This is a genomic window from Streptococcus sp. SI1 (assembly GCF_030439945.1).
Taxonomy (GTDB): Bacteria; Bacillota; Bacilli; order Lactobacillales; family Streptococcaceae; genus Streptococcus; species Streptococcus intermedius.
Window position 1 is genome coordinate 215995 of record NZ_JAQFJE010000003.1, and the last position, 16329, is coordinate 232323.

Annotated in this window: 13 protein-coding genes and 1 other RNA gene; 1 reads left to right on the top strand and 13 read right to left on the bottom strand. The window is 40.0% G+C overall.

All coding sequences use genetic code 11. The annotated features are described in order from the left end of the window. Positions 1–205: 205 nt before the first annotated feature. The 8 genes from pknB to PCY10_RS05325 all read right to left on the bottom strand — a co-directional run bounded on the left by pknB (position 206) and on the right by PCY10_RS05325 (position 10329). Positions 206–2080, bottom strand: a complete 1875-nt coding sequence (gene pknB, locus PCY10_RS05290; RefSeq protein ID WP_003073669.1) for a Stk1 family PASTA domain-containing Ser/Thr kinase — start codon at positions 2078–2080, stop codon at positions 206–208. Next, positions 2077–2817, bottom strand: a complete 741-nt coding sequence (locus PCY10_RS05295) for a Stp1/IreP family PP2C-type Ser/Thr phosphatase (protein WP_301558936.1) — start codon at positions 2815–2817, stop codon at positions 2077–2079. The genes pknB and PCY10_RS05295 overlap by 4 nt, the downstream gene beginning before the upstream one ends. An 18-nt stretch (positions 2818–2835) precedes the next feature. Next, on the bottom strand, positions 2836–4149 hold the full coding sequence (gene rsmB, locus PCY10_RS05300; RefSeq protein ID WP_301558937.1) for a 16S rRNA (cytosine(967)-C(5))-methyltransferase RsmB: 1314 nt from the start codon (positions 4147–4149) through the stop codon (positions 2836–2838). After that, a complete protein-coding gene (gene fmt / locus PCY10_RS05305) occupies positions 4139–5074 on the bottom strand; it encodes a methionyl-tRNA formyltransferase (RefSeq protein WP_041787505.1) in 936 nt (311 codons plus the stop codon). The genes rsmB and fmt overlap by 11 nt, the downstream gene beginning before the upstream one ends. Positions 5075–5134: 60 nt before the next feature. Further along, a complete protein-coding gene (locus tag PCY10_RS05310; protein WP_021003047.1) occupies positions 5135–7516 on the bottom strand; it encodes a primosomal protein N' in 2382 nt (793 codons plus the stop codon). A 58-nt stretch (positions 7517–7574) separates the two neighbouring features. Beyond that, a complete protein-coding gene (gene rpoZ, locus PCY10_RS05315; protein ID WP_003028415.1) occupies positions 7575–7889 on the bottom strand; it encodes a DNA-directed RNA polymerase subunit omega in 315 nt (104 codons plus the stop codon). A 25-nt stretch (positions 7890–7914) separates the two neighbouring features. Further along, positions 7915–8541: a guanylate kinase gene (gene gmk / locus PCY10_RS05320; protein WP_003078308.1), complete on the bottom strand. Its 627-nt coding sequence runs from the start codon at positions 8539–8541 to the stop codon at positions 7915–7917. Positions 8542–8721: 180 nt separating this feature from the next. Beyond that, positions 8722–10329: a ribonuclease Y gene (locus PCY10_RS05325; RefSeq protein ID WP_003073681.1), complete on the bottom strand. Its 1608-nt coding sequence runs from the start codon at positions 10327–10329 to the stop codon at positions 8722–8724. A 215-nt stretch (positions 10330–10544) separates the two neighbouring features. Between PCY10_RS05325 and PCY10_RS05330 the strand changes: the two genes are divergently transcribed. Further along, positions 10545–11027, top strand: a complete 483-nt coding sequence (locus tag PCY10_RS05330) for an S-ribosylhomocysteine lyase (RefSeq protein ID WP_112384634.1) — start codon at positions 10545–10547, stop codon at positions 11025–11027. Positions 11028–11075: 48 nt separating this feature from the next. Here the strand turns inward: PCY10_RS05330 and ahpF are convergent, their stop codons facing one another. The 5 genes from ahpF to rnpB form a co-directional block, all read right to left on the bottom strand. Then, the gene (ahpF, locus tag PCY10_RS05335; protein ID WP_021003077.1) at positions 11076–12608 is read right to left on the bottom strand and encodes an alkyl hydroperoxide reductase subunit F; all 1533 of its coding nucleotides are present in this window, start codon (positions 12606–12608) and stop codon (positions 11076–11078) included. Positions 12609–12619: 11 nt separating this feature from the next. Continuing rightward, complete coding sequence (ahpC, locus tag PCY10_RS05340) at positions 12620–13186, bottom strand: alkyl hydroperoxide reductase subunit C (RefSeq protein ID WP_003073689.1); 567 nt, start codon at positions 13184–13186, stop codon at positions 12620–12622. A 103-nt stretch (positions 13187–13289) separates the two neighbouring features. Further along, entirely contained in the window at positions 13290–14732 is a 1443-nt protein-coding gene (locus PCY10_RS05345) for a cell division site-positioning protein MapZ family protein (RefSeq protein ID WP_021003078.1), read from the bottom strand. A gap of 12 nt (positions 14733–14744) precedes the next feature. Further along, entirely contained in the window at positions 14745–15899 is a 1155-nt protein-coding gene (locus PCY10_RS05350) for a class I SAM-dependent RNA methyltransferase (RefSeq protein ID WP_021003079.1), read from the bottom strand. Between the two features lie 55 nt (positions 15900–15954). Continuing rightward, positions 15955–16323: RNase P RNA component class B (gene rnpB, locus PCY10_RS05355), an RNA gene on the bottom strand. Positions 16324–16329: the final 6 nt, after the last annotated feature.

Here is a 16329-nt window from a genome sequence, read left to right on the forward strand (position 1 = left end):
AAGGTATGAAAATAAGACAGCGAAATAAAACTAAGTATTTCCAATACTGGTCTGTAGTCCCAGCCTCTTAGCCAACATTTTTAATAGCAGTATACTGGACAAACTTGAGGAACTAAAAACAATACTTCTCTATCATATAAATGAGCGCAAAAAGAGTGAGGGAAAAATCGGTTTAATAAAACCACGAGTTTCTTCCCTCACTTTTTTAATTACTTGCACTAGCGCTTGTGTCTGGTGTTTTCGAACTTGATCCATCGTTACCGCTACTCGACGAACTACTAGATGATGGACTATTTTTATTTGAACTGCTTCCAGATTGCGAACTACTTTCAGATGTAGATGATTCTTCAGTTTTTGGCTCATATACATATAAGACAATACGATCATTTTTTAAATTTAGAGGCCTCTTTGCTTCTGGGCTTTGTTTAATAATCGTATGTGCCTGTGTTCCTGCTGGAGCTGTTGTAACTATTCGTTTTTCAACATTAGCTCCTTGAACGCCAATAACTTCGGTAAGGTTATTATAGGCAAATTCATAAGTGGAACCTATATAACTTGGCATTGTAACACTTGAAACCGTCTTCGCTACTTTTAACGTAATCCGATTTTTTGAAGTCAAATCATACGTACTACCTGCTGCTGGCGTCTGACTAACAACAGTTCCTGCTGCATAGTCACTACTTTCGACTTCTTCAATTTTAATCAAGCCCTTTGAAACTTTGTATTTTTGCACCAAACTGTTGATAGCATCTGCTTTTTTCTGACCGCTATAATCTTCCATAGTAAATGTTTTCGGCCCTTTTGAGACAATCAAATCTACTGTGCTTCCTTCGCGACGTTGTGTTCCCGCTTGTGGATTCGTACGAATGACAGAATCTTTCTTAGCAGAATCACTGTATTCGTCTTTCTCCTTGCCAACTTTCAAACCTGCAGCTTCAATCGCGGAACGTGCTTGCGCGACGGTTTTTCCAGTAACATCTGGTATTTTTACATTTGAGGGACTCAAATAGACTAAAGCTACCAAAGCTGCAATAACTAAGACTACTGCCGACAACAACACTTTATAACGCGTTCTTAAACGACGTTTTTTCTTTGGTTTTGGTTTAGGCTTAGTTTGATTATCGACAGCTTCTTTTGTAGATGTAGCAGTCGGTTTAGACGCTGAAGTCAACGTATTCTGTGATACTTTAGGAAGCGTCTTAGTGTCTGCTTTAACAGTATCATCAAAAACTAATTTCTTCTCATTTCGACGATCAGCAGATAAACAACTAGATAAGTCAACATACATTTCTGCAACAGATTGATAACGATCTGTTAATTTTTTTGCCGTTGCCTTGATAACCACATTTTCTAATGCTTGTGGAACATTTGGATTTTCAGCAATTACAGAAGGAAGGGGTTTTTGGAAATGCTGCAGTGCAATCGTCACAGCACTATCCCCATCATAAGGAATGTGACCTGTCAGCATTTCATAGAAAATAATCCCCATAGCATAAATATCACTTTGAACTGTTGCTTTTGATCCACGTGCCTGTTCTGGTGATAGATAATGTACAGATCCCAGCATTGAATTTGTCTGGGTTAAACTCGTTTCTGCAAAGGCTACTGCAATTCCAAAGTCAGTTACTTTTGCATCGCCATCTGGAGTTAGAAGGACATTTTGAGGTTTTAAATCACGGTGAACAATCCCATGCGTATGCGCCAAACGCATCGCCAAAAGGATTTGTCCCATGATTCGCACCGCTTCTTCATTGGACAAAGGAGCATGCTCTTTGATATAGCGTTTCAAGTCAAGTCCAGCCACATACTCCATTGCTAGATATTGCTGGCCTTCTTCTTCTCCAATGTCGGTAATCCGGACAATATGAGGATGATCCAAATCTGCCATGGCTCGCGCCTCTCTTTGAAAACGCGCTACAGCAATCGGATCTGTCTGGTAGTTGGTTCTTAGAACCTTAACTGCGACTTCTTCCCCGTCTAAAATCAAATCTTTCGCCAAGTAAACATCTGCCATGCCTCCTCGACCGATTTGTTTGATGATTCTATATCGTCCGGCAAATATTTTGCCGACTTGAATCATTCTGCATCCTCCTTATGATAATGAATCAGGGCAACTGTAATATTGTCCAAACCACCTGCATTATTTGCAAAACGAATCAAGGTTTCTGCTTTCTCTAAAAGAGAGAGATCGCTTGTCATAATATCATAAATTTCACTTTCGGAAATCATATTGGACAAACCATCACTATTTAAAATAATATAATCATCATCCTCGAGACTGATCATACCAACATCAGGTTGCACTTCACTTCTTTGACCGATGGATTGTGTAATGATGTTGCGTTGTGGATGACGTTCTGCCTCCTCAGGCGTAATTTGTCCTGCTTTGAGTAATTCATTCACCAAAGAATGATCGCTCGTCAACTGTCTGTAGCTGTCCCCACGCACTAAGCCAATACGTGAATCCCCTACATGGGCATAAATGGCTTGAGTCCCAATAATTGCTAAAGCTTCAAGTGTCGTGCCCATTCCTTTGTATTCTTCATCTTGACCAAATTGGTGAACCTTTTGGTTTTCTGTTTCGAGATGTTCTGCGAACCACTCACGGACACCGTTAATAGAATCAATCTGAGTGTCCACCCAAGCAGCACCGAGATCTGTGACAGCCATCTCGCTAGCTATATTGCCAGCCCGATGGCCTCCCATCCCATCTGCTAAAAGAATCATTATCATACCAGCACGATTAACAAATTGATTCGCGTAATCTTGATTATTTGTACGCTTTTGACCAACATCTGTTAATAATGAAATTTCCATACTGTCAATTTCCTCCTGTTAAGATATTCGTTTGAATTGACTGATAAAAAATCCGTCACTTCCATATAATTCCGGCGTAATTAAGATACAACCGTCTTGTAGAATATCCCGTCTATTCTGTTCTAGTTTTACCTGTTCAAAATTTGGATGAGCAGCTAAAAATTGCTCGACCACTTGAAAATTTTCTTGCGAAACGATTGTACAGGTACTGTAAGTTATTATACCACCTTTTCGCAAGCTTTGACAAACACTATCTAATATCTCTAGCTGAATTTTTTGTAAAGAAGTAAAATCTGCATTTTCTTTATTGTATTTAATATCTGGTTTGCGACGAATAAGACCAATTCCTGAACATGGTGCGTCTACTAAAATTTTATCAAAGGCATCCACTCCAAAAGTCTCAAAAACCCTTCTGGCATCTAGCTTTTTCGTAATAACCCTATCTGCTACACCTAAACGTTTTGCATTCTCTTCAATTAAACGCAACTTATGGTCATACAAATCTAAGGCTATAACCTGACCTGTCGTCAAATAAGAAGCAATGTGTGTTGTTTTCCCACCAGGTGCACTACAAGCATCCAATACTTTCTCACCACCTTGCACATCCATAATTGGTGCCACTAACTGACTAGACTCATCCTGAATGGTGATTGCACCTTTTTCAAACAAGTAGTGACTTGCAAAATGGCCATGACTTTTCACCAAGGCAGTCGGAGCTAATAGTGAATCTTCTGCCTGTAGTCGTTCCTTTAACTCTTCTTTACACTTTAAGTCGACTACTCGAATACTGGCCTTGTTCCGAAGAAAGAGACTCTCAAAAATGGCTAGAGCTCGTGTTTCACCGTATTCTTCAATAAGCACTTTAACTAACCAAACTGGTAGAGAATACTGAACAGAATAGCGTTTGTTCTTACGCTTAATACTGGCTATGTCTGCCACGCCATCCCGTAATAGCCCTCGTAGCACTGCATTGACGAACTTTTCACTTCCTTTTTTTCGTGCTTTTGCCAATTCTGCTGCTTCATTGACAACTGCATGCGCTGGAATTTTATCAAGATAGTGTATTTGATACAAACTCAGCAACAAAAGGATGTAAACCCAGGAATCTAACTTTTCACGATCTTTAATGACATGAGATAAGTACCATTCTAAGGTCATTTTGCGTGCAACCGTTCCATAGACAATTTCGGTTACGAGAGCTTGGTCTGCAGAACTCAAAGGTATCTCTAACAACGCTTGATTGAGGGCAATATTGGAATAAGCTCCATTTAAAAAGACTTCTTCTAATATGGTAAGAGCTGCTTGCCGTGCTGTTTTTACTTTATTTACCAAAGAAATCACCTATCGACAAGTGTCGTCCTAGACCATTCAAAAAATCAACGATACTCATTTTGGGTTTTCCAGCTGGCTGTACTGTTTGAAGAGAAATTGCACCTTCACCAGTTGCCACAATCAATTCTTTTTTTCCGATAACAAGGATTTCTCCAGCTTGCCCCGAACCCTCTACTGGCCTAGCTTCACAAATTTTAAATCGCCCTCCATTTAACAGCGTATGTGCTACTGGCCACGGATACATACCGCGAATCTGATTAAAAATCTGTCGATTGGTTTTGGTCCAATCAATCCGCTCCTCTTCTGGTAAGATATTTGGTGAAAAGGTGACTTGATTGTTATCTTGTGGAACAGGTTTTAGATCTCCTGCCAGATACCTTGGCAAAGTTTCTAACAATAAATCTCGTCCCACTAATGCCAGTTTCTCAAACATTGTTCCAACATTATCAGTTTCCTCAATGGGAATTGCACGATGCGCAATCATATCGCCTGCGTCCATTTCCTTGACCATTTCCATAATAGTCACACCTGCTTCCTTATCGCCATTGATGATGGCATAGTGAATAGGTGCTCCTCCACGATACTTTGGCAAAAGCGATGCATGCACATTGACCGCAAAGTCAACAGAATCCAGCAAGCGGTTTGGTAAAAATTGACCAAATGCGGCAGTCACGATTCCATCTGCACCAAGAGATATGATTTTTTCCAATTCTTCACTTCGAGACAATTTTTCCGGCTGATACACAACTAAATCATACTCTAAAGCCACCTGTTTAACAGGAGTCATACGGATTTCTTTTTTACGTCCTACTGCGCGATCTGGCTGTGTTACAACCGCCAAAATATCGTACTGATTGCTTTTTAATAACCCTTTGAGTACTGTTGCAGAAAAATCCGGCGTTCCCATAAAAATAATTTTTGTCATGTTTTCCTCATATTCTTTTTTCTATTATATCAGAAGACAGTTTGCATTTCTCCAAAAAAGTCACATAAAATTTTGTGGTTCCTTGTCTATAATTAAACGTAAGTTTTGATTGTCCTTTTCTTGTGTCCAATCTAAAACCTGATTTAAAACATCTTGCAAATGCTCTTCAAAACGATATTTAATAATCAATTGGTAATGATAGAGATTGTGAGTACGAGCAATCGGCTTAGGAGTTGGGCCCAATACCTGAACCTTATTTGATAAGCCAGAACGTATCAGATTTAACACTTCGTATGACTTTTTAATAACCTCAGCTTCTATTTTGTGTGATAAAGTAATCCCCACCGTAAAGTAATAAGGTGGATAGGATAATTGCCTTCTGACACCCATTTCATAGGCATAAAAACCCTCATAATCCTGATTCTTTGCAAAGACAATCGCATAATGTCTTGGATTGTAACTTTGAATAATCACATGTCCTGCTTTTTCAGCTCGTCCTGCACGTCCTGCAACCTGAGTTAAAAGTTGAAAGGTTCGCTCAGATGAACGAAAATCTGGTAAATTTAACGCTGTATCTGCATTTAGCACCCCTACAAGAGTCACATTTGGAAAATCGAGACCTTTTGCAATCATCTGTGTTCCCAGTAAAATATCAGCATGTCTTTCCTCAAATTTTTTCAAGATTTGTTCGTGACTACCTTTTTTACGAGTAGTATCAACATCCATTCTTAAAATTCGAGCTTGCGGAAAAGCTTCTGCTAATTCATCGTAAGCCTTTTGCGTCCCCGTTCCATAATAACGAATGCTCCGACTGGAACAATTCGGACAGCTATGAGGAATCACCTTTGAAAAACCACAATAGTGGCAATTCATACTTTTCGTATCCATATGCAAGGTCAGAGAAATGTCACAATTTGGGCAACTATCAACCGCACCACACTCACGACACATGACAAAACTAGAATAGCCTCGTCGGTTCAACATCAAAACAACTTGCTCTTTTTTTTCTAATCGGTCTTTAATTGCTTCTAAAAGAACCGGAGTAAAATCACTAGCTTCGTTTTGCCCAATATAATCACGAAAATCCACAATTTCTACTTCAGGAATCTGAGCTTGCGGATTGGCTCGTTTAGTTAATTGTAAAAAATGATAAACTCCCTTGCCAGCTCGCGCTCTACTTTCTAAACTCGGGGTCGCTGACCCTAGCACTAAAACGGCTTGATTGTACTTTGCACGTAGCAAGGCAACATCTCGTGCATGATAGCGTGGATTGGAGTCTTGCTTGTAGCTTGCCTCATGCTCCTCATCAACGATAATCGCACCAATGTTTTTTAATGGAGCAAAAATAGCAGAACGCGCACCAACAACAACTTGTGCTTCTCCTCGCTCAACCTTGCGCCATTCATCATATTTCTCACCGTTAGAAAGTCCCGAATGAAGAATAGCAACTTTCTTTCCAAAACGCGAAATAAAGCGATTAGTAACTTGCGGTGTCAAAGAGATTTCAGGAACTAACATAATAGCTGTTTTACCACGGCTGAGTGCTTCTTGAATAACCTGCAAATACACTTCCGTTTTGCCACTCCCTGTTACTCCTTCTAGTAGAAATGGCTTCCCTGTGTGCCCGATTTGCTGAGTAATAGCTTGAACAGCCCCTTTTTGCTCTTCATTTAACACCAATGCAGACGTCGCTGAAACATTCTCAAAATATGTTTCAGAGCGACTCACCTCTTTTTCAATGACTTGCAAAACGTCTTGTTCTATAAAATAGTGAATAACCTCTCGTGAAAACGTTTCTTTCAGATCTGCTAGACGTTGCAAACTGGTCTGATTCTGTAAAAGCGATCGCAAAGCTTGCTTTTTTTTCGCCCGATTAGGAATGTCTAACTGACCTAATCTCTCATGATGGACTCGATACCATTTTTCTGTTTTTATATGCTTTTGATCAGTTGCCTGATACTCGAGTTGAATCGCCCCTTGCCGTGTTAGACGCATTACCTTAGCTTGGAGTGTTTTATCAAGCGATGAAAAATGCCGCTGATCTACATTGCCAAAAATAAGCATTCGATCTTCTTTCGTCAAAGCGGGCTGAGCATGGAGAATTTTATCATAACTGGAGTTTAGAAAACCAGGCAACATAGCTTTTAAGATGGAAATTTTGTAAGCAAAGACAGATTTTCTCAATTCTTCTGCTAGCCACAGTTGCTCCTCATTTAAAACTGGTGTAAAGTCCAATACCTCTACGATTTCTTTTAATCCTATCGTCCTTTCTTCTAATAACCCTACAACAATCCCTTGAATCAGGCGATTAGCTTTCCCAAAAGGCACATGGACACGCATACCAATTTCTAGCATAGTCGAAAATTCTTTCGGAACTGCATAACTATAAGGTCTATCCGTTTGCATTAGAGGAACATCTACAATGACCTTTGCAATCCGCATTTTCTCACCACCTCTCATTTCTCAATAAAAGAAAAAATAAGATTGGGCTGACCCAATCTTAAATTTTTTCGCCCTCTTCTTTTTCCTTGGCAATTTGTTCTTTGATTTTACGTTCTTCTTCTTCTTTGCGTAAGCGTTCTTCTTCAGCACGTCGACGAACTGCTTCCCGCTTGCCCTCAGGATCTGGGTGAATCCCAACGTTTCCAGATTCGATTTCTTCCAAAGCACGAAGTGTTGATTTGACGGACTTAAATTCTTGGGTTGGAGCTGCTCCTTCTTCCAATTCATGAGCACGTTTGGCTTCAAGAATCACCAAAGAATATTTTGAAGGCACCTTATCAAGCAAGGTGTCGATTGAAGGTTTTAACATCATAATTTTTTACCTAATTTCTAAATTCTTATCTTACTGAAAGTTGTTCTGACAACATATCTTGATAGTGGCCAATGACACGTTCCACTCGGAAATGTTCAGCTTCAATCACACGTTTAACACGCTCAGCAGCCAAAGGAACCTCATCATTGACAATTGCATAGTCGTATTCACGCATGAGAGCAATTTCTTCTCTCGCTTTAGCAATGCGTTTTGCAATCACTTCTGCACTATCTGTTCCACGTCCTACTAATCGATCTTGCAATTCTGCTAAATCAGGTGGTGTTAAAAAGATAAAGACAGCATCTGGCACCTTTTTCTTCACTTGAAGTGCACCTTGAACTTCAATCTCAAGAAAAACATCAATTCCTTTATCTAACGTTTCATTCACATAGGTCAAAGGAGTTCCATAATAATTACCGACGTATTCTGCGTACTCCAACATCTGACCTCGTCGAATCAATTCTTCAAATTCTTCCCGCGTACGGAAGAAATAGTCCACCCCGTCCACTTCACCAGGACGCTGAGTACGAGTTGTCATGGATACAGAGTATTGAAATTGATTGTCTGAGCTTTCAAAAATCTCACGTCGAACCGTTCCCTTTCCCACTCCTGAGGGGCCAGAAAAAACGATTAACAAGCCACGATCCGCCATCATATCTCCTTCATTGTCTTTCTATCTAGTGTAACAAAAAAGCAGTATTTTTTCAACTGCTTTTTTGCATAGATATCGGTTTATTTTTTGAAAATCGATCTAGGAAACTTGTCGTCCATAGAGACTGGGACGAAGTTCTCTAACGTCGGTACGGTGCAATAAGACAACTTTCAGCACTGTCTATTTTGCATAATCTACAGCACGCATTTCCCGAATAACCGTTACTTTGATATTTCCTGGATATTCGAGATTGTTTTCAATCTTTTCACGCACATCATGTGCTAAGATAGTAATCTTGTCATCTTTGATTTGACCTGGATTCACCATAATCCGAATCTCACGGCCTGCTTGTAAAGCAAAACTGTTTTTCACGCCTTCAAAGCTATTGGCAATTTCTTCCAAATCTTGGAGACGTTTGATATAGCTTTCCAGAGATTCACTGCGTGCGCCTGGTCGAGCGGCGCTGAGAGCATCTGCTGCAGCTACGATAACAGCAATAACACTTTCTGCTTCCACATCACCATGGTGACTAGCAATCGTGTTAACCACAATTGGATGTTCTTTATACTTACGAGCCAATTCTGTTCCAATTTCCACGTGGCTACCTTCCACTTCACGGTCAATGGCTTTACCAATATCATGAAGAAAACCAGCACGGCGTGCTAAGGCAGCATTTTCACCAAGTTCACTTGCAATGACACCAGATAATTTCGCGACTTCAACAGAATGACGCAGTACATTTTGGCCGTAGGACGTACGGAACTGTAAGCGTCCCATAATCTTCATTAAATCGGGATGCAAATTTGGTGCACCGATTTCATAAGCCGCTGCTTCACCATACTCACGAATCTTATGATCAATTTCCAGACGATTCTTTTCTACCAATTCTTCAATACGAGCTGGATGGATGCGACCATCTTTCAATAGTGCTTCCATTGTCATACGAGCAATCTCACGCCGAATTGGATCGAATCCAGATAGGGTCACCACTTCTGGTGTATCATCAATAATGACATCAATACCTGTCAAACTTTCAAAGGTCCGAATATTCCGACCTTCCCGTCCAATAATCCGCCCCTTCATCGTATCATCTGGCAGATGAACAGTTGAATTAGTTTGCTCGGCAACGTAGTCACCTGCAATTCGTTGCATGGCTTGGACCAAAATATCCTTCGCTATTTTATCAGAACGTTCTTTGACCTCTTGCTCTGCTTCACGAATCCGTGTCGCAATTTCCTTCGATAATTTATCTTCAGTCTGAGTGAGAAGGATATCTCGGGCTTCTGTTTGTGAGAGTGCGGCAACACGTTCTAATTCTGCTTCTTTGTGTTGCTCCAACTCTGTCAGTTTGTTTTCACGCGCCTCAAGGTTTTTAGTTCTATCAGAAATACTTTGCTCTTTCTGTTCGAGCGTTTTTTCTTTGTTGGTCAAATTGTCATCTTTACGATCAAGGCTTGTCGCACGTTCTGTCAAACGACTTTCCAGTTGCTTCAATTCTTGACGATCAGATTTAAATTCTGCCTCAACTTCTTCTCGATATTTTCTGGCTTCTTCTTTTGCCTCTAACAGTGCTTCTTTTTTAAGGGATTTACTTTCGCGCTTCACTTCTTTTAGTAACAAATCCGCTTCACGCTCAGCTTGTCCACGTAAATTAGTTGCTTCTTGTTCAGCATTTAAAAGAGTAAGTTCCGCAGCTTCTTTCGCTGATTTCATGCGAGCTGAGATACTTACATATCCAATGACTAAACCAATGACGACGGCAAAAACACCTGCAAAAATCATTTCCATGTTTTTACCTCAAATTATTGATATTGAATTGTAAAATTCTTAATTATTTTATCATAAAAATCAATTTTTCACAAACTAAATTATTATCGAAAGTGAACATTTTCACATATAACTTTTTATCTCTCCTTTCTCAGCCAAGTTTTCTCAAAAAGATAAAATTTTTCTTCACCAAAGTAAAATATGCTATAATTTATTAAAAGCAAAGGAGTTTTCTGATGGTAAAAGAAGTAATAGTTGAAAGTTTTGAGTTAGACCACACGATTGTCAAAGCCCCTTATGTGCGTTTGATTGGCGAAGAAATCGGTCCAAAAGGTGATATCATCTCGAATTTTGATATTCGTCTTGTCCAACCTAACGAGGATTCTATCCCAACTGCTGGACTACACACAATTGAACATCTCCTAGCAAAGCTCATTCGCACTCGGATTGATGGCATGATTGATTGCTCCCCTTTTGGCTGCCGTACTGGCTTTCACATGATCATGTGGGGACGACATAGTACAACCGAAATTGCCAAAGTCATAAAGGCCTCTTTAGAGGAAATAGCTGGAGAAACCACCTGGACTGATGTCCCTGGCACAACCATTGAATCCTGTGGAAATTATAAAGACCACAGTCTCTTTTCTGCCAAAGAATGGTGCAAGCTAATTTTAGATCAAGGAATCTCTGATGATCCTTTTAAACGCCATCTTGTATAAAATAAAAAAATGAGTAAGAAATTCCAGCTTTCCTACTCATTTTCTTTATTATTGACGAATCAAATAATCAAATGCTCCTAGAGCCGCTGTTGCTCCTGATCCCATTGAAATAATGATTTGTTTATAGGCACTATCTGTACAATCACCTGCTGCAAAAATTCCAGGAACATTTGTCGCACCATGTTTATCAACAATGATTTCACCGCGCTCATTGAGAGCAACCGAACTGTTCTTCAACCAGTCTGTATTAGGCAAGAGGCCAATTTGAACAAAGACACCACTAAGCTCAATTTTATGCTCTTCATTATTCTCACGGTTAAGATAAGTAATAGCTTCAACTTGATCGGAACCATGAATTTCTTTTGTTGCTACATTGGTTAAAACAGTCACGTTTTTAAGTTGGTGCACTCGATCTTGTAAGACTTGATCAGCTTTCAAGGTTGGTAGAAATTCGAACACATAAACATGTTCTGCAAGGCCCGCTAAGTCAATCGCTGCTTCAATCCCAGAATTGCCTCCGCCGATAACAGCTACTTTTTTACCAGTAAAAATAGGACCATCACAATGAGGACAATTGGTGACACCTTTGGTTCGGAATTCTTCTTCACCAGGAACATTGACATTTCGCCAACGAGCTCCAACAGAGAGAATAGCCGTTTTTGTTTTCAGAATGGCTCCATTTTCAAGCTCCACTTCAATCAAATCCTTTTTCTCAATGTTTTGCACACGTTGATTCTTCATGATATCAATCGGATATTTCTTGGTATGTTCTTCTACTTGCGCCATCAGTTTAGGTCCTTCTGTATAGGGAGTACCAATCATATTTTCAATACCAACGGTCTCCATTACCTGGCCACCAAAGGTTTCAACGACCATACCTGTACGAATTCCCTTACGAGCAGCATAAATGGCTGCACTGCTCCCAGCAGGGCCACCCCCAACAACCAACACATCAAATGGTTCTTTTTTATCAAATTCTTCACTTGAAGCAGGGCCAGAAAGTTTATCAAGCAATTGTTCAATAGTCATTCGACCATTTGCAAATTCGTCTCCATTGAGAAAAACTGTTGGAACAGCCATGACTTTTTTATTTTCAACTTCTTCTCTAAACATACCTCCTTCAACCATTGTGTGACTAATGGTTGGATTCAGAATAGCCATCATATTAAGAGCTTGTACAACATCTGGACAATTATGACAGGTTAAGCTGACATAAGTTTCAAAATGAAGTGTCTGTTTAATCGCTCGAATTCGATCTATAACAGCATCTTCTACTTTTGGTGCACGACCAGAAACTTGCAGCAAAGCAAGCACAAAAGATGTGAATTCATGTCCCAAAGGAAGACCTGCAAACTGAACACGTCCCGTTTGTCCTGCTTGAGCAATAGTAAAACTTGGCTGACGGCTAGCTGCTATATTTTCCAACGATAAACGAGGAGACATTGCAACGATTTCTTCTAAAAATGCTTGCACTTTTGCAGAACGTTCATCTTGACCTAAAGAAGCTTGAAACACAACATCAGATTCTAGAAGACCCAAATACTGCTTAAGTTGTGCTTTAATTGTTTTATCTAAAGTCATGAGAAGTCTCCTTAAATTTTACCAACTAAATCAAGACTTGGTGTGAGTGTTTCGATTCCTTCTTTCCATTTAGCTGGGCAAACTTCACCTGGATGATTCCGTACATATTGTGCGGCATGGATTTTGTCAATTAAAACAGAAGCATCACGCCCCACACCATCTGCATTGATTTCAAGTGCCTGTACAACCCCATCTGGGTCAATAATAAAAGTACCACGTTGAGATAGTCCGCTTTCATCTAATACATCAAAACCTAGTGAAATAAGATGAGACGGATCACCAATCATGATGTATTCCAGTTTTCCAATGGCGTCTGAATGGTCATGCCAAGCTTTATGTGTGAAATGAGTATCTGTTGAAACAGAATAAACTTCTACACCTAGTTCTTTCAGAGCTGCATACTGCTCTTGCAAGTCTTCCAACTCAGTCGGACAAACAAATGAAAAATCAGCAGGATAGAAACAAACTACACTCCATTTCCCTTTAAGATCTTCATTTGAAACAGTGATAAATTTCCCGTTTCCAGCATGATAAGCATCTGCAGTAAACTCGATAATTTCTTTACCAATAAGTGACATAAGGGTTACCTCCAAAATAGTTTAATTATAAAACAAAAACCTTATACGTTTTATTATAGCGTATAAGGTTTTTAGAGTCTAAGAATTTGCTTGAAAGCGTTCCCTAATAATCTAAAGCATCTGCATAACCTGCACCATTCCCTACAAAATAGCCTGTTTTACAGTTGATGCTAAACAAATAAGTACCATCTTTTCGGAAAAGGTTGTAGTACCCATTCCCCTTGATAATGTTTACTTTTTCCAAAATATAGTCATCTCCTGCAAAATAGCCACGTTCACGCGAAGTAGCCAAAATCTTCTCTAGCACACCAGGATTAAAATTCCAAGAAGGATTACTAGCATCATTGATTTTTGCTTGGTCATACGGAACTCGACTTAAATGGCGCTGCAAAGTTGGACCAGAAGCTGCTGCAGGGGCTTGAGCAGGACTTTGAGATGGAGCAGTAGCTGCACTTCCTGTTTTAGTCGTCCCTTGTTGGCTCTTTCCTAAACTGATGGCAGCTTTCAGTACTTTATCTAAATCTGTATTTCCTGTTGTAATATCTGTGAATTTGGCATCACTTTTAATCTTTGCCTTAGTATCTAAAACGCCGTCTGTGATTGCCACTGAGGTGAACTGTGCATTCACATTTTTAACAGCCTCAACTTGTTTGACCAAACTATCATATTTCGCTTTTGCAACATTGTACTCATTGGTATTTTTTAATTTTTCCAAGGCTGCTTTCAACTTATCTAAATTGCCAAAGCTACTATTTTTCAACGCTAATTTGTTTGCATCAGTAAAAAATGAATCATAAAGACTATTAAAAGCCTTCAAATCCTTATTTTCAGAGCTAGAAGCTGTAGAATATTTACTTGTTTGGCTCGTTGAATTTGTAGTTGGTTTCGCTTGTTTTCTATTTAAAGACAGATAAACAGTCCAACCAATTAAAGCCAGTAAAGCGACACTTACTACCGAATACAGAACTTTCTTATTTTTATAAACTGGAACTGTCTCTGTTCCCATTTCTTCATTAGACGCTATAACAGTTGAATTTTCTTCTGTTGGATTAGCTGAGTACACAGGAATAACGTCTATTTTAGGCTGAATTACCTCCACCACTTTCGTCTCAGCCTCTGGCTCTTCTAGAGGCTGGGTATGGTTTCCGTCTAGAATGTCTTGCGGTTCTACATCACTAGTTGAAAGTGTACCAACCGTTTCATCAAAATCTGACTCCTCAGACGTTACATCAGTAGATTCTAGGGCTTCTTCCCTTTGAATATCATCATGCACCTCTTGGATAAGTTCTGCCAAATCTGACTGGCTCAATTGTTCTTGGTCCTCTATTTTAGCCCATTCTTCGGCAGATTGAGCCGAAAATTTCCCCGCTTCAATTTCCTGACGGTGCTGTTTAATGTATTTATCTAATACATTGTCCTCTTCTGTCACTCCTGCTTCAAGTTCTTCGCTTTTTCGAGCAGCTTGACCAATTGTCATTTCTTTAGCTGTCTCAAAATCCAGAATTGATTCTTCTTGTTCTGGTAAATGTTTTTCGTCTTTACTCACGGCAAATCCTTTCTAATCTAACTGACGTTTGACCCGCTGGCCAAAATACTGATACAAATCAACCTTTAAAGTTCCATTATAGAGTTTACGTTTTTTAGCGGCTTGACTGCCGTATTTTGTTTCAAATGCTTCATCGCTAGTCAAGATAAACTTGCTCCAGGTTTTGAGCGGAGAAAAGGTTTCCCCCATTTCCTGATAAAGTCGTGTCACAGTCTCATCATCTAGGAGGCGTTCTCCATATGGTGGATTAGAAACAATCACACCATTGATTTTCTCTGTATGCAAATCCTGCAGCCGCATCTGCTTAAAGTGAATCTGTTCTGCAACTCCTGCTTGCTCAGCATTTTTTCGAGCTAGCTCTACCATCCGACCATCGATATCCGATCCAGAAATATCCAGCTGAATCGTTCGATCCATCTGCCTGAGAGCAGCAGTTCGAACCTGGGCTACCAGGTCTTTATCCACCCAATTCCAGTCTTCAAAGGCAAAGGATCGATGGAGACCAGGCGCCATCTTCATCCCTATCATGGCTGCCTCGATACAAAACGTACCAGACCCACAAGTCGGGTCTATCAAAGGTTTATCGGGATACCAATTGGACAAGAGCAAAATCGCAGCTGCCATATTTTCTTTAATTGGAGCGCCACCCTTATCGGCCCGATAGCCACGTTTGAAGAGGCTGGATCCTGTTGTATCAATCATCACCGTCGCTATATCTTTCAGAATAGAAACCTCTATTCTAAACTCAGCTCCATTTTCCTGCAAGGGCACTCCTTCTGGACGAGCGTAGTGCTTTTGCAACTTCTTGACAACTGCCTTTTTAGAAATAGCCTGCACACTAGGCTCGTTGTGGAGTTTTGATTTGATACATTTTGCCTTGGCAATAGGAAATTTAGCTCCAAGCGGTAGATAATTCTCCCAATCCAGTGCAAAAACTCCCTGAAAGAGTTCTTCAAAGGTCTTAGCTGGAAAACGACCAACAATAATCTTGATACGATCTGCAGCACGCAACCAAAGATTGGTCTCAATAATGGTCTCGACAGTTCCTTCAAACTGAACTCGTCCATTTTCCACCTGACATTCTATGCCAAGATTTCTGATTTCACGACCAACCACAGCCTCTAAACCAGCCGCAGCAGTCGCAATCAACTTAAATTTTGTTTTCATTTGCCCTCTCAAAATAAAAGCTAGCATAATACGCTAGCTAAACCTATATGCAACTTTCTATAAGCCATGTTTTGTTCCAGAAATAACTAGGTATCATTTCCTTCGATAATCATCTGTCTACTGTTTCCAGTCAGAATGCTATGTTCGTTTCCACGCACTCCGTGCCCCGACCAAAGTTTGGGTTGCTAGCTTGAGGGGTTTACCGCGTTCCACTTCTTGTGTTTCCACAAAAACTACGTCACTGTGGCACTTTCAGACCTAGTTTGACTTATCAGAGAGACTTAGCCATTTCAGTCGCCGTAACGGATATTTCCGTCCCTAGGCTTATTGTTTCACCTAGCACAAACACTACGGGCGTCACAGCCCGTGCTAGCATGGACTTTCCTCATGAAAATAAAATATTCTCACGCGATTATCCAAAAATTGCACA